Genomic DNA, 20,184 nt, shown 5'->3' with positions numbered 1-20,184 from the left:
AGAACGATTATGGACCTCTCGTCGTGGACACTCACAACAATTCACGCCGATCGCGGATGAGGAGGAGCAATCAGTGTCATGCCGGGCCGCTGAACCGATCGGTCCGAGAAGATCACCCACATCTCCGACCGTCACGGCCCACCACGACCAGCTGAATATCCGCAGCATGCTTGGTTAGACAGTTGACGGCGCTGCCGCCAACAGCCACCACGCGCAGGTCAAGATCGGGACAGCGTTGCCTCCAGCAAGCCAGGCTGCGATCAAGGTGCGCCCATACCTGGCGATTGCCCTCGGATGCATACCTAGCCGCTGGATCCGTGATCATGGAGCGCACAGCGCAGCCGAACTCAGCGTGCCAACATTTCTCGCAGTCGCATGGTGACCGGATCTGCGTCGTCATGAACCTCGCTAAACTCCACTAGGCACGCTTGGCGCACGTTTTCGACGCCCGCAGTTTGATCAGTAGCTCACGCAGCTGGTCGGCGGTCAGCGCCTCAGCGCCCGTCGGCGCCGACTTCGAGCGGATCGACTGAACGTCTCGAACCGTATTCGTCGAGAGGATGTCGTTCAGTACCGCAACTGCAGCGCCCCACGTGGGAGCGTCCGACCACGGCGCGCCATCGTGGTCCCGTGCGTCGAACGCGTAGACCGTAATGCGCCGTCATCGGCAAGGCGGTCAATATGTTGATCAACCAGGGTATCGGGGCCGCTCACAGCCGGACCGATCGGTGGGCGACGCTCCGCCAGTGCCATGAGGAGAGCATCCTCGGCCAGCTTTCCGTACTTATCGGACTTATCTGCCGGGGCCACGCGCCGGACCCTGCGCGTCACGCCGTCGGCGTCACGAAAGCGAGTGCGGGCAAGCCATACCTCGCTGCCGAGGTGATCACGAACAATCTTGCTGTGCTCCCCAATACGCAGCGGCGGACCGCCAGCCATCTCGCTAAGGCGACTAGCGGCGAGCTGGGCGGACGTGCGTCTCGCAGCAGCGAATTGCTTTGCTTCTCAATCAACTACGTCACTCAAGCGGTATCTGACGTGTCGACCGAACCTCGCATAGCGAGGGCCCGTTCCCTTGGATGCCCACTCAGCAGGCGTCTTCACAGGCAAGCCGTATCGCTGCGCGAGCTCCTGGCGAGTTATCCATCTAACTTCCGCCATTTTCGACGGACCATGTCGAACGCGTTGTCATTTATCGGCGCTCGGATCGAGTCGCCTCAGTTGGTCAAGGACACAAGTGGCCACGCTGACGACACCGCCTTCGCGTCCGGTATGCGAGCCTTCCCGAACGTGGCCGTCAAGCAAGTGGCGCCGGCGACCGTTCGACCCCCAGGCTCAAATCTGAAATCTCCTGCTTATAGCGACGCCAGTCTTTCCAGCGACTTGGAGGTGGGCCTGCGGCGCACCTGGTATGACGCGGCGGCTGAACAGAAAAGGTCGCATCCCGGATCTCCACCTCAGCGCGACGCGCCCTTAGCCTCGATCTTTCGTGAGTGGTGGGCGACTCGAGCTCTGTAATGCACGGAAGTGCCTGTCCTGCTTGAGAAACTTGGCTTGTCGAAGGTCAAGATTCTGCAAGCGGAAAGGCACTCCGTAGGTGAAGGGGGTAACCGTTGTGGTGGTGTTCGTGTCGAAGCGGGTCGCGAGTCGCTGACTTCGTCGGCGGGAGCGGCGTTGTTACTGCAGACGCGCACGCCAGCGGATTGGCGTCGGGGTGTCGGGGGACTGAGTCCATGGCGGTCGGGGCGGTCGCTGCACGAGCCGGGTAAGACAGTGTTGGATCTGGCGGGCGCCATCCCGTTGGGTGGGGACTGCCTGGCTGATGCCGCGGTTGTGAGCACGTCGCTCAATCTTCGCGCCGACGTTGCTATTTCGCTATCGTGAGTACCACAATATCGAGTATTACTGGTGGCCCCTTTAGCGTTCGCCGTGATATGACGCTAATCAGAGTTAACAAGTGCTGACATGGGGAACCGAAGCGAGAGGACTTCTATGGGTGTGACGACCAATTGGTCACCGGCACAGTGCATGGTCCATGCGGCTCGGGCATGGCTCGACAGCCTGTCGGATGAGCAGCGCAGCGTCGCCGTCGACCCGTGGCCTTCCGACGACGAGCGGCACCGGTGGTACTACACCCCTACCGACCATGGCGGGTTACCTCTTGCACACATGCAGCCCAACCAGCAGCGCTGTGCCATGCAGTTGGTTTCTGCCGGGTTCTCGAAACCAGGATATGTCACGGCGACCACGATCATGGGGCTGGAGAATGTCCTAGATCAGGTTGAGGGATGGCAAGCCGACTTCGGCCGCCCGCGTGGACGCGACCCGCAAATGTATTGGCTCAAAGTATTTGGCCAGGCTGACCTAAAGGGGCCCTGGTCTTGGCGCTTTGGAGGCCATCATGTTTCGCTGCAACACACGATCTTGCAGGGCGACGTGCTATCCAGCTCGCCGTTCTTCCTCGGTGCCGACCCGGCTGAATCGCCATTGCTTGGTGGCCACCTCCTGCGTCCGTTGGGCGCGGCAGAGGATCTCGCTCGCGAACTCGTCCGTTCCCTCGACGAGGAGCAGACCGCGCTAGCTTTGTTAAGCGCGGCCGCACCGATTGACATCGTTGGCGGTAACCGACCTCGAATCAGCGATGGCGACAAACCAATGCCGCTATTCGACGTGTGGCGTGGGAGCCTGACTGAACCACGCTTTCGCGACAAGATTCGGGCCATGCACGAGGACGCCGAAGTTAAGGCGGGATTTCAGCCTGCAGATCATGAAGCAGTCAAGCTGACTTCAACTCCCAAGGGGGTCGCCGCAACCAGAATGACCTCCGACCAGCGTGAGCTGTTGAGGGCTGTTCTCGACGTCTTTGTCGCAAGAATCCCTGAGGCGCTTGCCGAAAGGGAGTTGAAAAAATTCGCCGGTGACCGCCTGAACGAGGTTCACTTCGCCTGGGCTGGAGGGACGGAACGCGGGCAACCCCACTACTACCGGTTGCAAGCTCCGCAGCTGCTTGCTGAGTATGACAACACCCAACACGAGGTAAACCACATCCACACAGTGTGGCGCGATCCATCCAGTGACTTCGCCGACGACATACTGGCCCGACATCACGCGCAGTACCACTCCACGTCGCGGCCGGCGTCGATGTAGCCGCGGCCAGACGGAGGCCGACTGGAACACACAGGCCGTCGCCGTTCCCGTTTCCTGAGTTTCAGTATGTGTTCGCCGCCGGACCGCCTGACGATGCTTGGCTACTTCGACATGCCGGAACAGTCCCCCGAACCCTGCGTGTCGACGGATGTTTGCACACAGGCGATCTAGCGACCCTTGGTCGCTAGCGATGATGGACGAGCGCGGTTAGTGCCGGATCGTCGGGCGGCTCAAGAGACATGATCGTCCGCGGCGGCGAAGAATGCCTGTCCCGCCGAGATCGAAGAGGTCCTCCACCGCCATCCGGCTGTCGGCGAGGTGGCGTTCGTCGGCCTATCCGACGAGCACTGGGGCGAGGTGGTTGGGGCGTTCATCCGACCGCGCGATACAGCGCCGCCGACGGTCACCGAGCTGCGCTCCCACGTGCGGGTCCACTTGTCTCCGCAAAAGACACTCACTTAGCCTCGATATTTCGCGCGACCAAACGACCAAAGATCACCTACACAAGGTCATCTTTCTTTCGGTCCGCGAGAAGACCCAGTAGTCGCAGTGCAGCTCCGCGTCATAGCGGACGGCCAGCATCCCGATAGGTATGTTGTGCCCACTACTCAACTATGGACCGCATTCTGGCGCCGTGCCGACGCGCTAGGTTCGCAGACCGGGTGTCTACACGATACGAAAAACGTCGTCGTCCTCACAGGAAATTATTGGGCCATATCATGGTTCGCCACATATGGGCAACGGGTGACCCGTCAAATCCGAGCCCTTCGGGCGGCTGGGAGAAGTTGCGCCCGACGATGTCTTCGAACTCATCGAAGTCCGCCCTGGCCTCGGCATCGAACGAGTACATGTCGTTGATAGTGACCAGGCGCGCGGTCATATACCAGCGGTGTTGGCGTGCCTGCTCATACTCGAACCGAACGAAGTCTGGTGGGGAGTAGTCGGCACCGAAATAATTAATATATGCCTGGGGATAAGAATAGCCGACCGCCTCATCAGCGAAGTACCGCAAGGGTTCGTGTTTCTCGACCGCCCACGCTATTTCTTCATCGACATAGGGCCGTATCAGTTGCGCACCCCAGTATCCGTGACAGCTCGAGAGGAGTCCTGCGACTGAGATGTCGTGCAACAAGCAGGCCATGATCGTCCGTTCAGACAGTCCGTGATCTTTAGCGAGCTTTGCGCTTTGCAGCATGTGCGAGACGGAGAAGTCGTCGAACCGCAGCTTGAAGAAGTCTCTCAGCGTCGGCTGAGCTGGCATTTTGGGGAGTTCGGGGTTGTCACCCATCATGAAGACGGTGTTGGAGTCCAGCTCGCCGGCCAACGAGCGCTTGGCACCGTGAGCGGGAGTTCCGATTGTCGCAGCCGCTGGCGGGCTAATCACCAAACGGCGTGCCGTCAGTGCGTCGTCGAGCGGTTCACGTACCCATCCCATCGGTCCGATCGCGCGCATTGTGCTGGGCAGCTCATTGTCGGCAACTTGCGTCGTCGGCGGTTCCGTTCCGACGCAGTGGCGTTCAGCCGGCATCTCGCTCCTCTTTCCTCGGTTGTGCTGAAGTACGCAGCCAACACGGCGGCGATTCGCGCGCTGACTACGACAGTTGAACGGGTTTGATGCATGCCGCGGTTAAAGTGACCGTGGCGGCGGCAACGATGACCGCAAACCGTGGTCAGCAGATGCCGCCTGACATGTACTAACCGTACTGCCGATGTGCGGCGCAAGACCACCGCATAATGCAAACAATACAGCCACGGCCAGCCGACGCACCTGCGCTCGATCAGACGTAAGGGAGTCAACTTGTTCAGCGCGCTGAGACTTGCGCGATCAGCGGGGGCGCATAGCTCTCGAACGCGCGCACCGCATGCGGTGCCACGCCTCGAGTGTTCGTGTATGGACAGCGCTTGGCTCAACTTCGGCGAACTTGCGGTTCATTTGTGTCCGTGTGGATTTCGGACAGTGATGCATGGGTATGACCAAGTGGAAGTCTCCACTGGTGACCTGCTCTAGGTCCCTTCGGACAGAAGTAGTCCGGCACGGTTCTGACTTTAGATACGTACATACCGAGCTTCTTCACATAGCGTCTTTCGGCTTTTTGGCTAGCCGCCAAATCGAGATTCAGTGGATCCAGCCCCGTGACAGCAGACAGTGGGAAGCGAGACGCCACCACAGATTAACCCCTGAAAGCGCCGCAATTGGGGCACCAAGCCTCAGATCACCTACGTTGCGCCGCGCGGGAGCTCTGGACAGTGCCCCACCAAAGTCACCTTCGCACTGCTGATCCCGTTCATCGACCCCTGCAAGTCCGACACGGTCTACGCCCGCGAGGGAGTCAGTGAGCATCCCAATGACCTTGGCCGTCGGCTGGGCCCCTACGTACCAGGAGATGTTGTTTCGGCCGAACTGCGCCGCCGCGGGCGATGACGGCTAGTGGTGATCGGCCAAACCGAAGTGCGCCAGGTTCTAGCGATGGCATTTGGGACCCACGCCGGCCTGAGCCAGCTTCCCTGGTGCTCAACGACGTCAGCATCAAAGCCCAGTCGGTGCCGGAACTTCAAGAACATCATCCGCAGATGGTCGTTGACAACGCTGACGGGGTCATCCTCGACCACAGCGTCGAGGTCGGAAACCCCGCCGATGCGCCGCAGTTGGCGCCGGCGATCGCACGCATCCCAGGACGGACCGATCGTGCGCCAACAACGGTGGCCGCTGATCGCGGCCACGGCTACGCCTCGTTGGAAGCCGACCTGCATGCGCCCTGGCCCCGTGAAACCGCCCCAACCGCCGCCACCGGCCCGCACCGCCAACCACACAGGAAAGTCCCTCACGCCATCAACTCTTTTTCAGGTCGAAGTAGCTAGTGACCTTGATAGTTGACGGACTGGTCAATCCGAGCGGCGCATGAGTTGCGTCAGTTGAGCCCGGGACGTGACGCCGAGCTTGGCGAAGGCGTTGTGTAGATGCGTTTTCACCGTGTGAGGGGACAGGTGCAGTTGCTGCGCGACGGAGCGGTTGGTCGCGCCCTGCGCGATGAGGTTGATGACGGTGAGTTGGGAGTCGGTGAGGCTGTCCCAGCCCGTTTTTGCCCGCGGGCGCGTGACGATGCGCCGTTCCACGCCTAACCGGCGCAGTGCGCGGCCGACCCGGCGGGCATCGGCAATCGCTTCCCACTCGATGTAGGTGTCGAATGCCGCGTTCAGCTGGTCGAGCGCCTCAGCGTTGCGTTGTGCGCGACTGAGCTCGCCGCCGGCGTCCTCGGCGGCGCTTGCGTAAAGAAGCGGCCGCGACGACGAACGAAGCAACTCCGCAGCAGTCACCAGCGCCTGGGCATCGTGTTCGAGGATCCCGCGCGCATATCCGGCCACCGCCGCCAACAGCGGCACCGCAGGCCGCTCACGCTCCAGCACCTCGGCGGCCTGCAGAACCCGCGCGCGCAAGCCGGCATCACCGGCGCCCGAGGCCACCCGCGCACCCAAGATCAGCCGAACTAATGCATGGGGGAAAAGTGGTGTCCCCAGTAGGCTGACGTCGCCAAGCCAGCGCGCTGCGTCATGAACGTCGTCGCGATACCACGCCGCCCGCGCCAGCACAAATGCCGATGCTCGACTTTGGCCGGGTGAACCGATCGGGTGGGCATCGCGTGCATCATTGGCCGTCTGCTGCAGCACGTTCCGGTCATCGGTGTGCGCCGCCACCTCGGCGAGGATCAGCATACGATGTACGTCATGCTCGGTCGCGCCTGTCGGCTGTGGGGGCGGCAGGGAATCAGCCGCGTCGCGAGCGGCCGACAGCCGACCCGCAGCGAGGTGGACCATCCCGCTATAGACGGCCCAGGTAGCGAGGGCCATTGCGTTGCCTTCCCGGCTGGCTTGCCCTATGCCGTTGGCGACCCGGGCCGTCGCGTCGTCCAACCGGCCGACCACTGCCAGCAGGTTTGCGTGGTGCATCCCGGCATAGGCATGCGCCAACGCCGTTTCATTCGTGTAGGCCAGCGGGCGAAGCTGTTCGAGGCGGCCTAGTGCGCGGGCCGTGTACCCCTCGCCGGCATCGAGCAACGCGTGGGTGACCTCGGCCATGATGGTGGCCTCGAGATCACCGGTGGCTGCCGCGGCCGCGACAGCCTCGTCGGCGGCCGCACGATGTTGGTCGCTTTTGTCCTGCAACACCATGTTGTAGGCCAGCCAGGCCAGATGCCGTGTCCGGGTGACCTCGCTGATGTCGCTCAACTGCAGCGCTCGGCGGTTCTCCTCTACCCGCCGCCGGGTGCTGTGCTTGGTGTGCGTCGGGAGCCGGAGGCGGATCTCGGCTTCGACTTCCGACGAGGCCGCCGCCGCGAGCGCCACGACGGCCAACTCTTCGGCCTCGCCATAGCGGCTGGCCCGGTTGAGCCACGCCACCGTTTCGGCGACCAGTGACCCGCGCTCAGCGTCGTCGGCTGGCAACAGCTCCAACGCGCGCATGCTCAAGTCCGCGGCCGCGCTCGCATCGCCGCGGCCCACCGATTGCGCGGCTTGGCGCAGCGCGTCGATCGCCTCTCGGTCCCCGGGCTCGGCGCTGCGCGCCAACTGGGTGGCGACCTCGGCCGGGGCCGCACCCATTCCCAGCATGACCGACGCCGACTGGCGCTCCATCGCCCGCCGCAACGACTGCGGCAACGACTGCCGGGTCGCCTCACGCAGCAAGTCATGCCGAAACCGCAGCCGCTCACCATCATCGACGAAAAGATCCGCACGCACCGCCTCCTCGAGCGCCGACATCAGCGATGCCGGCTGGCGGTCCAGCATCGCGGCCAACAGTCCGGCCGAAAACCGGTCCGGCAGTACCGCGGCCACCCGCACCACCTCCGAAGCACTATCGGAGAGCAGGTCCAGTCGCTGCCCCATACCGACGCCCAGCCGCCGCGGCAGCGCATATCCGGTGGCCGCGGCACGCCCACCGGAGAACTCGAGCCGACCCTCCTCGCCAAGACCACCGACCAGCTCGCTGACTAAAAACGGATTCCCGTGCGCCTTGGCCGCCAGACTCAGCAGCGACGCATCCGCCCTCGCCCGCACCGCGTCGCAGACCATGTCGGCGACCGCGTCCGGCGTCATCGCTGCCAATCGCAACAATGTGGCATTCGTGCGTTGCAGCACCGACAAGGTCTCCTGAACCCCCGCCCCGCCCGCCCCGGTGCGCGCGGTCACCACCCACAACACCGGGACATCAGGGCGCCTCGCGGCCAGTGACCGCAGCGCCAGCAGGGTTCCGCTATCGGCCCAGTGGATGTCCTCCAACACAACCACCAGGGGGGTCTGCGCGGCCGCCGCATAAATCGCGTCCGCCAGATCGTGCACCACCCAGTAGCGCAGATCCGCCGAACCGCCCAGCCTGCGCAGCGCCTCAACATCACCGACCGGGGGATCAGCGCGCAGCGTGGCCATGAACAACGAGAAAAACGGCACCGTCTGCTGATACTCGAACGCCTCCCCGAGCAAGGTGCGCACCCCACACTTGTCGGCCAGCGTCAACACCTCGGTCAACAAACGACTCTTCCCGATGCCCGGCGGCCCCTCGATGACCAGCACGCCCCCGCGCCCCTGAACGACCGCCCCGATCAGCGCGCCGATCACCTGCAGCTCGCCCGCCCGGCCGCGAATCGGCGGTATCCGCACCCGCCCCGACGCCCTAGCGGCGCTCACGCAGACCACCGCCCACTGACGTGAAGTAGGCAGGCGCAAGACCTCGAAGTTGTGTCATCCAAGTTGTGTCGCCCACAGTTCTCGCCGCCGCTAAAGCCGGCAATCAGTCTAAGCACGTGGGTTCTACGCCCGCACCTGCTGTGGATCGTGTTCGACTCGGCGATTGGCCATAACTTTGCTGCCAGTCGGTTGCGGTCGAAGCGTGAGCAGGCAGTTGCCGCGCCGGGGTCAGATTTCACGTGCCGCCGACAAAACCACCTTGCCGCGCTCCGGTCAGACACCCGATGGCAGTAATGGCAACCTCAGGCGTCACCACGCTGATGACGTCTTAAGCAGCGGCTGAGGTCTTCGGGACAGCGAGAAAACCGATAGGGAACGGCAGGTGGCGCGTGAAGCCACGAACCCGTCCTTGAAGCTGCTCGCTGAGGGACTGACGCACCTCGCCGAGGGCGTCCGGGAGCTAGACGACGCAATGTCTCACCTTGAGAAGCAGATCAAGTCGGTTCGTCCCTAACTCTCGGGCGCCTGTTCAGCGGCGGTCTTGAACGTCGTCGTTCTGGACTTGCAGCCGGCAACAACACGCACCGCGACGCGCCGAGAACTGTCTAACCCCACCGCATACTCATGGAACGCTCCTGTTGCCAACTGCCCCGATTCGACGCCGACCACAGTCTCGATCATGCAGTTTGCTCCTCCCGCGGTGACCGCTTCACCGCATTGCGTGTTTCGGGAACCTTGGTCAGGAGGATAAGCACGACGACGATCACCGCGATCGCGCTGACGTAATAGCCTGGCGCAATCGAGTTACCGGTGGTCTCGACCAGAGCCGTACCGATGAGCGGCGCCGTTCCACCAAAAGCGGCGGATCCGACGTTGTAACTTATTGCCGCAGTGGTGAATCTGTTGCTGGTATGGAACAGCTCGACAAAGAACACATAAGCGCCGCCACCATAGATGCACGCCAGCACAACGTAAAGCGTCTGGCCCAGTATCGCCAACGCCAGATGTCCGCTGGTCACTAGCGCGAAACTCGGAATCACGCCCACCGCCGTCGCCAAACCTCCGACCACGAGCAAGGGCCGCCGCCCCACCTTGTCGCTGAGACGACCGAAAGTCGGCAGCAACAGCGCGAAGATGCCCATCGCGATGCCGTTTGCGATGAGGGAAGCATTCCGCGACAAGTCTCCCGCAACCTGCACATACGAAACCAGGTACCCGGATAGGAAGTAGAAGTTCAGCGCAGCGAGCCCCATGACGAAGACAACTTGGAGCATCCGCAGTTTGTCCTTGCGGAAGGCGCTACGAATCGGGGACCTCGCCACGTCGGCATGCTTCGCCCGCGCCTGGATGAACTCCTCGCTCTCCTCGGTCTTGAGCCGGATCCACAAACCGAACAACGACAGCGGCAATGCCAGCCAGAACGGAATCCGCCATCCCCAGGTTTCGAATGCCTCAACGCTCAACACCTGGCTCAACGCTAGGATCAACCCGGCACCGACAATCGTCGGAAGAGCGGTGACACCCAGACACACACCCATCCAAAAGCCCCGGGAATTCGCGGGTGCATGTTCGTACACGAAGGTCGCCGCGCCCACAGACTCGCCGCCAGCCGAAAAACCCTGACCTATCCGACAGAGCAGCAGAAGCAGCGGACCGGCGACACCAATCGTTTCATAGGAAGGGATGGAACCCATTGCCGCCGTGCTGATTCCCATCAACATGATGGTCACGAACAAGACGGTACGGCGCCCGACGCAGTCCCCGAGGGCGCCGAAGAACACGCCTCCCAAGGGCCGAGCCGCGAACGCGACACCGTATGTCGCGAATGTCGAAATCAGCCCCAGCGTGGTTTTGTCACCAGGAAAGTAGACAGTGGCGATCGTTAACGCAAGAAGGCCGTAGAGCGCGAAATCGTAGAACTCCACGAACTGGCCCACCGCACCGCCCACCAGAACACGCCGCGAGGCCTTACGACTGGCACCGTTTCCGAACGATGCGGTGGCTTCGAATGCGCCGCGGGCGTCACTTGTCATGCGACGCTGCCCTGGACTGTCGGGACACATCGGCCGCGCAACTGAGAACAGCGTTCGGCGACACATGTGAGCGCAGTGTCCTCGAGCTTGTGCATTCGGAGCTCCTGCTGCACGAACGGGTGACAGTTCGGGTTACGCGGCCTGATGGGCCGGTGTGGTCATGATTGCTTCGTATTGGATGGGGGTCAACCGGCCCAGACCGAGCTGACGGCGTCGACGGTGGTAGGTCCGTTCGATCCAGGTCACGATGGCGATGCGCGGCTGTTCACGGGTGTCCCAGCGGCGGAGGTTCAGGACGTTGTTCTGCAGCAGGCTGAAGAACGATTCCATGGCCGCGTTGTCCCCGGCTGCACCGACGCGGTCCATGGAGCCGACCATGTCGTTGCGGCGCAGGGCGCGCAAGAATTACGGCTGCGAAATTGGCTGCCGCGGTCGCTGTGAAGCACGCAGCCGGCGACCTCGCCGCGTCGAGCGACTGCACTGGCCAACGCCGTGGTGGCCAGCCGGGATTTTATCCGCGAGTCGATGCGGTAGCCGACGATGCGGTTGGAGAACACGTCTTTGATATCACAGGTAGAGCTTGCCTTGGCCGGTGCGGTGTTCGGTGATTCGGGCAGCCACAATCGATTTGGCGCATCGGCGGTGAGGTCACGGCCCACCAGATCGTCGTGCACAGGTGGGCCAACCTTGCCGTTCTTGGCGTGCTTGCGCTTGCCGAAAACACTCCACCAGCCGTTGGTCGAGCAGATCCGCCAGGCGGTGCGCTCGGCCATCGCCTGCACCCGCATCGCCGGCCTCGGCGACCAGGAATCGGTAGCCGAACTCCGGTTCATCGCGGTGGGCGTCACACAGGGCGTTGGCGCGGTAGGCCTCAGCCAGTTTCGGCATCGGTGACGGGGTTGGCCAGCCAGCGGTAGTAGGGCTGGTGGGCGAGCTTACGGACCCGGCACGTCACCGCGACGGGGATGCCGTCGGCGGGCTCTTTCACGAGCCGGTAAAGCCTTTCCCGGCAGGTTGGGCTGCGACAGATACGCCGCCGCCCGACGCAGCACCTCATTCTCCTGCTCCAGCAAACGGTTCCGGCGACGCAGCTCCCGCAGCTCGGCCGACTCTCCGGTCGTCTTGCCCGATGCGGCCCCCTCGTCGAATTCTGCCTGACGCAGCCATTTCGACAGCGTCATCGGGTGCACCCCGAAATCGGCGGCGATCTGCTCGATCGTCACGCCGTCCTCATGGTTGCCAGCGACGCGCACAACGTCGTCGCGGAACTCCTTCGGATAGGGCCTTGCCATGGTGACATCTTTCAGCCCACCCCATGGGGCGAGCGATCTCGGTTGTCACCTTTCCGTGCAGCAGACCCAAATGACGATTATCCATCAAGAATGATGGAATGCTTTGGCAATCAACGCTACCGGGCGCTTGAACCGGTCTCACTAGCGGTGGCAGGTTTCGCAATGAATCTGGCTTTTGACGGATTGGCTGCCGATTCTCGGTGAAGTTGGGATCTCCAGATGTTCCGGCCGGGCGACGAGATCGTGCCGACCCCTGGGGGCCCTTCGCGCCCTTCACCCTGCGTTCGTCGCGTACACGCACGCAGCTCTCGACAGTGTCCATCAGAGCAGTGCGACCGCTGCCCTGGCGGGGGGTTAGCGCGGGTTTCGAGAGCGCGCCTTCCTGCATATTCCGGACCTGCATGGCAGTCACGAGGTCCCGGCCGTCGGATCATCAGGATGACCGTGCCGGCCGAATCATGGGCGTGACGGGAGGCGGTCGACATGCCAGTCGAGCTTTTCGTCAAAGCCGTGTGGCAGCTCGCCCGGCAACGTCGCGCGTCGCACAGGCGAAAATGCCGGTCCCTGAGCACGGCTTCACAGGTTCGGGTCGACGGCGATCAGATGCTGCACACTCGATTCGCCTTGTGCGAACTGCTGGACGTGCTGCTCGATGACCTGGTCGACGCCGGTCTGGCGGGTGCGGTGCTGATGCAGATGCTCTTGCCACGACCGCACGACGAACGCCTCGACGAAGACCGATTGCTGTTCGCCGGACCGGTATAGCCGCCACTGCATGGCGCCGGTGCGCTGCCGCGATCGCGCCAGCCGGGTCATCGCGGTGAGAAACCCCGGCTCGGCCTGCTGCTCGACGCGGTAGGAATTCAGCACCAAAACCGGTCCATCCAACGGCGCGGGCTCGAAGACCAGCGCAGGCTCAGGCCAGTGCGCCGACGGAGTGATGTCGACGTCTCCGGTCCTGGGATGCAACGGCCACCAGAGCGCCGAGACCGCGCACGCCACCAGCAGCCCTGCACCGATGAGCAGGGCGACCGCGGTGGTGGTGGCACCGGCGACCACGCCCCATAGCAGCGAACCCACTGCCTGCCCGCCCATGAAGATCAGCTGATAAACCGAAAGACCCCGGGCGCGCACCCAGGCAGGCAGACTCAGCTGCATCGAGGCGTTGAGTGTCGCCAGCGACAACAGCCACGACGTGCCACCGATCAGCAGCGCGGCCAGCACTGCCGCCAGGTTGGGCACCGTCGCCGAAACGGCGGTCGCGACGGCGAATCCCAACGCGGCGATGACCAGCAAGGCGTTTTGCTGCAGTGCCCGCTGAAACACCGGCAAGGTCAGGGCGCCGAGGACCGCACCGACGCCCAGCGCGCCGAGCAGCAGTCCGTACCCGGAGGACGACAGGCCGAGCTGGCCGTGCGCGATCACCGGCAGCAGTCCCCACAGGGCGCTGCCGGGCAGGATGAACAGCACCGCCCGCAAGAGAATCCGCCGCACGATCAGCGAGTTGCGGATGAAGCGTCCGCCCGCGCTCAGTGCGGCCAGGGGCCGCTCGGCGGACAACTCCGGCTGGTCGAAAGGACGGCGCCACGTCAGCAACACCATCACGATTCCGACGAAGGACACCGCGTTCAGGGCGAACACCAGCGTCGGCCCGACCAGCGCGACCAGCACCCCCGCGATGGCCGGGCCGATGGCCCTGGCGGAGTTCATGCTCATGCTGGTCAGAGCCGCCGCCGCGGGGATCTGCTCGCGCGGCACGAGATCAGGCTGGATCGCTTGCCACGCCGGCGATGTGAGTGCCTGCCCGCACCCGATGAGGAACAACAACACCAGCAAGACTGTGGGGGTGGTCAGTCCGACCCCGGTCAACGCGGCCAGTGTAGCTACCCCGGCCGCCATCGCCGACTGCGTGGCGATCAGCAGCCGGCGTCGATCGACCAGATCTGCCAGCGCGCCCGACGGCAAAGCCAGCAGCATGAAAGGCAACGTCGTGGCGGTCTGCACCATTGGCACGAGAACTTCCGCGCCCGGATAGCTGACGAGCATCCACTGCGCGCCGACTGTCTGCATCCAGGTACCGAGGTTGGACACGAACTGCGCAATCCACAGCGCCCGGTAGAGGCGTGACGCCATGGGCGCCCACGTCGAGACCCGTGCTGGTGCCGCAGTCTCCGAGGTCATGAAACCAAAGCGTATCGGTGCCTACCGATCCACCCATCGGGATCGCCGAACGCCTTGACATCGGCGGAGTGTCGCACCTGAACATCACCAGCTCGAGACCGCGGATTTGGGCGTCACGCTCGCGCACAAGCACCTGATGCCGTATTCAAGAACAACAAGCCCAACGATGTCAATCGGTGCGGCCGCGCTTAACAAAGCTAGCGCGGTCTGCTCCTCGTCGAGGGAAGGGACGAGTTCGCGAGCGAGATCCTCTGCCGCGCCCAACGGACGCAGGAGGTGGCCACCAAGCAATGGCGATTCAGCTGGGTCGGCACCGAGGAAGAACGGCGAGCTGGATAGCACGTCACAAGTGGGCCCGCACATGGAAGCGCAGCTCGGTGACCGTCGGCGACGCTCAGCATCGCGCGGTCGGATGAACGCTGCGACCACCTCGCCCCAGTACTCGTATGGCTTGGGCAAGCTCGGGTATCGACGACCGGAGCGGCGGCTGGAAGCGATGCTCGGCGTGGGGTACCTCGAACCCACCGTTCACCAGCTCGCGTTCCAAACAAGCGCCGATTACCGCACTTTGGTCTTCAAGGAGTTGCAGGCGACGGAATGGAGCCAAGACGTCGTCGATGTCGCCGACGCGACCACTGCGCTAGCACTTACAGCGCCGCTTCTCGGGTTTCGACTCACCAACGATGAATCGTGGCGGCTCTGGGTCCGCGCCCACACCGGCGAGTGCCAAGCCTTCCGCGGGACGCTGGGTGCGAAGGTGGTGGTCTGCAAACCCGCCGATCCCGAAGCGAAGGGGCTCATCGAACGCTGTCACGATCACTTGGAGCGTTCGTTTCTGCCGGAAAGCATCCGGTGAGGTTGGTGGCGTGCCGGCTGAACAGCTCGGCGGTGCCGTCCACCCGCAGCATCGTCGCCGTTGCCAGCCACGAATGTGTGGCTCGACCCCGTGCAGGATCGACCCCACCGGCGCGCGTTCATACCGACAAGCCGCAGCGCTTGCACAGCCGCAGCCATGCGATGTGTGCCCAGAGTCCCCAGCGCAGGAGCCGGGCGGGTGTTGCGAACCGTTCTGTCCGGTCTCAGTGCATTTGGCGGTTGTCGCATCCAACCTGGCGGTCGGCGAATACGCATCTGAATCTAGGTCAATCTGGCGGTCGCTGCACGCTCGAGTGGACCCTGGGCCGCGCACACTGCCGGACGTCCGCCGACTCGGGCCGCCGCTGGGAACCGTGCACTAGACGCACGGCGTGGACCTCATAGTCCCTGTCGTAGCGGCATCGATCTGCGGCTCGCGAACCGGTTACTGCTGATAGCCACGAAAGATCCGTAGCAACCAGCTATCCAGCGGCGACGTGTCGGCGCAAGGCAACTGTGTCGCTATGTTGCTGAGTGTCTGGCACTTTCAATTGGTTGGCGGCGACACGTTGCCGTCGCCGTGTGTCCGCAGCTGAGAATGGAGCCGCAACCCCGGGAGATCGCGTACCAGGAGGTGGCCCTATGGACTAGTTAGTCCTTTGTCTGATAGGCTCGCTCTAACGGCCGTTAGACGCCACGTTCTGTTGCCCCGACGGTCGTGATCGCGCCGTCCATGAACAAGGAGTGCCGACAGATGTCGTGAATGACTGCGCCGGCTGAGGCCGACATCCCCGCCGCCTCGCGCCCGCATCTCGACGCCGCTGTTCGCGAAGTCGGAGTCGTGCCGAACGTCCACTCTCAGGTGGGCTAAAGCCCAGAAATTGATTTCCTCTCGCCGAACGACGGGAGGGTCCGATGCGAAACGGAGTATGAAACATGTCTCGACTGAAAGCCCCCGCCACCGAAGACATCGCGACGGAGACACGAGCGGTCCTAGACGGCATCGGCGCGCAGTTCGGTTTCGTCCCGAGCATGTTTCAGACCCTCGCCGCGAACCCGACCGTTCTCGAGGTCGTGACCTCGCTGCAAAGCACGCTCGCACGCGTGCTCGACGCGAAGACGCGGCACACGATCGCGCTGGCCGTGTCCGAGGCGAACGGCTGCGAGTACTGCCTGGCCATCCACTCTTATGTCTCGTCGAAGATGGGCGGCATGTCGTACGAGGATATCGACCTCGCTCGCTCCGGAAGGTCGACCGATCCGCGCCGCGCCGCGGTCGCGCGCTTCGTGCAGCAAGTCGTCGACACGCGCGGAAAGGTGAGCGACGCCGAACTCGCGGCCGTGAGCGGCGCGGGCTACACCGACGCGCAGATCCTGGCGATCGTCACGGTCACGGTGCAGTTCCTCCTCACCAACTTCCTCAACAACGTCAACAGGACTGAGGTGGATATCCCCGCGATCGACTCTTCCGCCGCGGCCACATAACCCCCGGGACAACGGGACTCACGAAAACTCCACAGAGGTCAGGGGCGTAGGTGCTCGACGCCCCGCCCAGCCGGACCTCGAAGCCCTTGGCACCGTCGTCGCGAGCTCCTCGCGCATGTGAAGAACTGATGATCCGCCCCCTTCGATCCCTCACCCGTTTGATGAAGAAAGAAGAAGACCTTGGACCTTGGCAAGCTGATGGACAAGCACCTCACGAGGTACTTCGACCCGACCAAGACCATCCCGGACGAGACCTTGCAGCAACTGTTGCGGTTTCTGCGTTCCGCCCCATCGTCGGTGAACGTGCAGCCCAACCACTTCTACGTTCTTTCAACGCCCGAGGCTAAGGGGAAGCTCGCGAACAACTTGGGCGAGCGCTTCATGGACAACTGCGAGAAAGTCCAGAACGCTTCGCACGTCATCATCCTCACCACGCGGACGGACGTGCCCGACGAGCACCTCGAAGCGGTTTTCGCCAAGGAGCGGATGGACGGCCGGTTCCCCGACCCGGCGAAGCAGGAGCTGTGGGAGTCGATGACCCGCGACTTCCTCAACATTCGCAACTCGACCTTTAAGGATCTGGACCACTGGATGGAGAAGCAGACGTACATGGCGCTCGGCATGACGATGATGGCCGCCGCCGAGCTCGGTGTCGAGGCCACACCGTTTGAGGGCTTCGATCGGTCCAGCGTCGACAAGGCGTTCGCGATCGCCGAGACGGGCTACACTACGACGGTTCTTCTCGGGCTGGGCTACCCCGATCCCGAGAAGGTCTACAAGACCCCGATCTCGCGGTTCGACTCCGACCGCCTGTTCACCTTCGCCTGAACCGCGACAGCTCTCGTCATCGACCTGGCTACCGCGTAGCGCTACCTCGCCAAAGCGCGCATCGAAGACAACGAACCCAAGACGGTCCCCTACGACACCCTTACAGGGCGCTTGCGGTATCAGTCGTTGGTTTCGGGGAACTGTGGTCGACGGCATTCGGGCACTCCACGTACATCGAAGATGTGAGCACACTGAAGACAACAAATGGCGACGTATTCGCAACGAACTCATGCGGTGGAGACCCTTTCGCGTGCTTGTCTCGCATTCAAATCTTCGGGAGTGATCACAACCCGTCTGACGTCAGGCGAGGTGGCGGGTGCTGGCGAGGGTGACCGCATGCCTGTTCAAATCCCAGAGAACGCGGCCGCCGGGATGTACCGCCAGGCGGTCGGCATTTCACTAATCCAACCTGCCCCCAGCCGCCACCGCATCGGCGCATCGGTGCCGCCAGGCGTAGGTATTGGGGCTATACGCCGAATGGGTTCGGATCGACACCTGGCGTCCAGGTGAGGCCCGGGACACCCCAGCCATGTGCGGCAACAGCGTCGGCGGCGCGGGCAGCGTACGGAGCCACCAGGCGATCGATGTATAACTGGCCGTCGAGGTGCCCGATTTCGTGTTGCAGCATTCGCGCGAGAAGTCCCGTGCCCTCCACCGTGACGGGCTCGCCGTCCGTGTCCAGTCCGGTTACACGCGCCCAGTTTGCACGGCCGATAGGGAATTTCTCCCCCGGCACCGACAGGCAGCCTTCCTCGTCGCTGTCTGGATCAGGTGGGCCCGCAGGCCGATCGGCGGTCTCCAGCATCGGGTTGACAACACAACCACGGTGGCGTCTGGAGTCACCGCGGACTTCGGGGCAGTCATAGACGAAGACCCTTTGGTCGGCTCCGATCTGGTTGGCCGACAGGCCGACCCCCTTCGATGCGGCCAGCGTTTCATAAAGATCGTCAATGAGGCGCGCGAGACCGAGTGGTAGCGAGCCGTCGGCGCCGACCGGCACCCGTCGGGTGGGGGTGTGCAAAATGGGATCCCCCGTGATGCGGATCGGTACGACGACCATAACGGACGACAATACCCGGTCGGCTACGAATCGGCCTGTGCACCTTGGTTATATAGTCGGTGAACAACCACAACCTGTCTGATCTGGCCCGAAAGTGAGCCGCTCTTTACGCCTCGCGTACCGCGGCCCACCTTGAGGTATAAGTTTCATCGAGCGATTGCGATACGCGGCTTGTAGCGGTCGAACGGCAGATGGTTCCCCGCCAGAGCCTCTGGCCGTACTACACCGGCCCTGCTTCACGTGCGTTAGGCCCACGGCGCGGACCTGGTAGTCCGGTAGTCGCGTCGTTCGGCGGCTCGTGAACCGATTCTTACTGCTGATCGCCACGACATGTCGGTGCAAGACAGCAGTGTCGCCATATCCTTGGGTGTTTTGCCCTTCCATTGGGCGGGGTGACATCGTGTCCGCAGCTGAGAAGGGAGCCGAAGCCGAGCAGGATCCACCAGGATCGCGTACCCGCAGTGACGCTACGGACTAGTTAGTCCCTTATTTTGTTAGGCTCGCTTTGCCGCCCGTCAGACGGCCACGATCTGTTGCCGCGGCGGTTGTGACAGCGGCCCGTTGATGAACAAGGAGTGCCAACAGATGTCGCGAATGACCTCGCCGGCTGAGGCCGAGATCCCCGCCGTCGCGCGCCCTGCCCTCGGCGCCGCCGCTCGCCAACTCGGATTCGTGGTGAACGTCGCACTGACACAACGCTTGTGGTCTGCACCCGCTGGAGCTAGGCGGCTGCGCCTGGCTCCGAGGCACGAGAGCCCACCCTATCGGTCGCACGCAGTGCGCGACCCACGCGTCGTGCTAGTCGAGCTCGACCGGGGATGTGGAAGTTTCTCGTGACGCATAACCTGTCGTGGCACCCTGGCTGGGCGGGTATGCCAAGTCGCGTCCTCACCGACCGCGGTTCGGCTGTCAGACGAGTTCCCCGGCTACTTCGGTTTCGGATGTTTGCCCGCCTGAGCGCACCGTCACTTGCGCTAGGCATCGCCGTCGCGGCGTCTTTCCTAGTAGTCGAAACTCTTGTCGTGGGTTCACTCAACGTGGTCACTGGCACCGCAGGCTGTTTTGCCACGCTTTACCTAATCGGAGTCATCGCGATATCAACGCTGTGGGGACTCGGCTTGTCGGCCGCAATGTCGATCGCCAGTGCGGTCGGCTTCTCCTACTTCCGTGACTGGCCAACCGATCATTTCGCCCCCTACGAACTCCAGGACTGGATCTCAATCGGTGTCTTCCTCGTCGTCGCACTTGTAGCGAATGCGCTTGCTAGGCGAGCCCGGGAGGGCCAAAGGTTCTTTGACCTCTCACCTGACCTGATGTGTATCATGGACTCGCACCGGATCCTGCGAGCGAACCCCGCGTTCATACAAACCCTCGGCTACTCACTCGACGACTTGGCCTCACGGCCGTATCTGGATCTCATCGTTCCCGAGGATCGAGATAACGCGCGCGCACTCCTTGAGCAGCTGTCCCGCAGTGCCCAACCGCTACGTACCCAGAACCAGCTCACCTGCAGCGACGCTTCGCAGCGGTGGGTCGAATGGCGCGTCGTCTGGGACCGTGGCCTGTTTTACACCGTCGGCCGCGACATCACTAGGCGTCGACACGCCCAGAATCAACTGCTGCG

16 protein-coding genes and 3 pseudogenes are annotated in these 20,184 nt (G+C 63.3%); 8 read left to right on the top strand and 11 right to left on the bottom strand.

Translation table 11 applies throughout. The features are described from left to right. Positions 1-1,005: 1,005 nt before the first annotated feature. On the bottom strand, positions 1,006-1,161 hold the full coding sequence (locus ACVWWN_RS17205; RefSeq protein ID WP_457144942.1) for a helix-turn-helix transcriptional regulator: 156 nt from the start codon (positions 1,159-1,161) through the stop codon (positions 1,006-1,008). Positions 1,162-1,992: 831 nt separating this feature from the next. Between ACVWWN_RS17205 and ACVWWN_RS17200 the strand changes: the two genes are divergently transcribed. Together ACVWWN_RS17200 and ACVWWN_RS17195 are read left to right on the top strand one after the other, a co-directional pair. Continuing rightward, positions 1,993-3,147 carry a DUF3500 domain-containing protein gene (locus ACVWWN_RS17200; RefSeq protein WP_457144941.1) on the top strand — a complete coding sequence of 385 codons (1,155 nt, stop codon included), beginning with the start codon at positions 1,993-1,995 and terminating at the stop codon, positions 3,145-3,147. 279 nt (positions 3,148-3,426) lie between these two features. After that, positions 3,427-3,609, top strand: a complete 183-nt coding sequence (locus ACVWWN_RS17195) for an AMP-binding enzyme (RefSeq protein ID WP_457149166.1) — start codon at positions 3,427-3,429, stop codon at positions 3,607-3,609. Positions 3,610-3,841: 232 nt separating this feature from the next. Here ACVWWN_RS17195 and ACVWWN_RS17190 read toward each other — a convergent pair whose 3' ends face one another. Beyond that, positions 3,842-4,675, bottom strand: a complete 834-nt coding sequence (locus ACVWWN_RS17190) for a hypothetical protein (RefSeq protein ID WP_457144940.1) — start codon at positions 4,673-4,675, stop codon at positions 3,842-3,844. 1,046 nt (positions 4,676-5,721) lie between these two features. On the opposite strand from ACVWWN_RS17190, the pseudogene ACVWWN_RS17185 reads away from it, so the two are divergent. Next, positions 5,722-5,931: pseudogene (locus ACVWWN_RS17185) on the top strand (ISNCY family transposase); the annotation flags it as partial. Positions 5,932-6,030: 99 nt separating this feature from the next. Here ACVWWN_RS17185 and ACVWWN_RS17180 read toward each other — a convergent pair. The 5 genes from ACVWWN_RS17180 to ACVWWN_RS17160 form a co-directional block, all read right to left on the bottom strand. Then, positions 6,031-8,826: a helix-turn-helix transcriptional regulator gene (locus ACVWWN_RS17180; RefSeq protein WP_457144939.1), complete on the bottom strand. Its 2,796-nt coding sequence runs from the start codon at positions 8,824-8,826 to the stop codon at positions 6,031-6,033. Between the two features lie 510 nt (positions 8,827-9,336). After that, a complete protein-coding gene (locus ACVWWN_RS17175; protein ID WP_457144938.1) occupies positions 9,337-9,507 on the bottom strand; it encodes a hypothetical protein in 171 nt (56 codons plus the stop codon). Further along, complete coding sequence (locus tag ACVWWN_RS17170; protein ID WP_457144937.1) at positions 9,504-10,775, bottom strand: MFS transporter; 1,272 nt, start codon at positions 10,773-10,775, stop codon at positions 9,504-9,506. The genes ACVWWN_RS17175 and ACVWWN_RS17170 overlap by 4 nt, the downstream gene beginning before the upstream one ends. Positions 10,776-10,991: 216 nt before the next feature. Further along, positions 10,992-11,225, bottom strand: coding sequence for an integrase core domain-containing protein (locus ACVWWN_RS17165; RefSeq protein WP_457144936.1), 234 nt, complete (start codon positions 11,223-11,225; stop codon positions 10,992-10,994). Next, on the bottom strand, positions 11,150-11,632 hold the full coding sequence (locus tag ACVWWN_RS17160) for a DDE-type integrase/transposase/recombinase (RefSeq protein ID WP_457144935.1): 483 nt from the start codon (positions 11,630-11,632) through the stop codon (positions 11,150-11,152). The genes ACVWWN_RS17165 and ACVWWN_RS17160 overlap by 76 nt, the downstream gene beginning before the upstream one ends. Here ACVWWN_RS17160 and ACVWWN_RS17155 point away from each other — a divergent pair. After that, the gene (locus tag ACVWWN_RS17155) at positions 11,571-11,753 is read left to right on the top strand and encodes a hypothetical protein (protein WP_457149483.1); all 183 of its coding nucleotides are present in this window, start codon (positions 11,571-11,573) and stop codon (positions 11,751-11,753) included. The two genes, ACVWWN_RS17160 and ACVWWN_RS17155, sit on opposite strands and share 62 nt — an antisense overlap. A 41-nt stretch (positions 11,754-11,794) precedes the next feature. Here the strand turns inward: ACVWWN_RS17155 and ACVWWN_RS17150 are convergent, their stop codons facing one another. The 3 genes from ACVWWN_RS17150 to ACVWWN_RS17140 all read right to left on the bottom strand — a co-directional run bounded on the left by ACVWWN_RS17150 (position 11,795) and on the right by ACVWWN_RS17140 (position 14,695). Next, entirely contained in the window at positions 11,795-12,151 is a 357-nt protein-coding gene (locus ACVWWN_RS17150; protein WP_457144934.1) for a transposase, read from the bottom strand. Positions 12,152-12,727: 576 nt separating this feature from the next. After that, positions 12,728-14,332 (bottom strand): MFS transporter, encoded by a 1,605-nt coding sequence (locus ACVWWN_RS17145; protein ID WP_457144933.1) that lies wholly within the window; start codon positions 14,330-14,332, stop codon positions 12,728-12,730. An 84-nt stretch (positions 14,333-14,416) separates the two neighbouring features. After that, the gene (locus ACVWWN_RS17140; RefSeq protein WP_457144932.1) at positions 14,417-14,695 is read right to left on the bottom strand and encodes a DUF3500 domain-containing protein; all 279 of its coding nucleotides are present in this window, start codon (positions 14,693-14,695) and stop codon (positions 14,417-14,419) included. Positions 14,696-15,047: 352 nt separating this feature from the next. Here ACVWWN_RS17140 and ACVWWN_RS17135 point away from each other — a divergent pair. The 3 genes and pseudogenes from ACVWWN_RS17135 to ACVWWN_RS17125 form a co-directional block, all read left to right on the top strand. Beyond that, a pseudogene (locus ACVWWN_RS17135) lies at positions 15,048-15,173 on the top strand (IS21 family transposase); the annotation flags it as partial. A gap of 950 nt (positions 15,174-16,123) precedes the next feature. Continuing rightward, the gene (locus ACVWWN_RS17130) at positions 16,124-16,672 is read left to right on the top strand and encodes a carboxymuconolactone decarboxylase family protein (protein WP_457144931.1); all 549 of its coding nucleotides are present in this window, start codon (positions 16,124-16,126) and stop codon (positions 16,670-16,672) included. Positions 16,673-16,852: 180 nt separating this feature from the next. Then, positions 16,853-17,500, top strand: a complete 648-nt coding sequence (locus tag ACVWWN_RS17125) for a nitroreductase family protein (RefSeq protein ID WP_457144930.1) — start codon at positions 16,853-16,855, stop codon at positions 17,498-17,500. Between the two features lie 466 nt (positions 17,501-17,966). Here the strand turns inward: ACVWWN_RS17125 and ACVWWN_RS17120 are convergent, their stop codons facing one another. Further along, positions 17,967-18,560 (bottom strand): peptide deformylase, encoded by a 594-nt coding sequence (locus ACVWWN_RS17120; RefSeq protein WP_457144929.1) that lies wholly within the window; start codon positions 18,558-18,560, stop codon positions 17,967-17,969. An 818-nt stretch (positions 18,561-19,378) separates the two neighbouring features. On the opposite strand from ACVWWN_RS17120, the pseudogene ACVWWN_RS17115 reads away from it, so the two are divergent. Continuing rightward, positions 19,379-20,167: pseudogene (locus tag ACVWWN_RS17115) on the top strand (DUF4118 domain-containing protein); the annotation flags it as partial. Positions 20,168-20,184: the final 17 nt, after the last annotated feature.

It is taken from the genome of Mycobacterium sp. URHB0021 (assembly GCF_054057895.1).
This window is presented reverse-complemented; position numbering and strand designations above follow the sequence as displayed.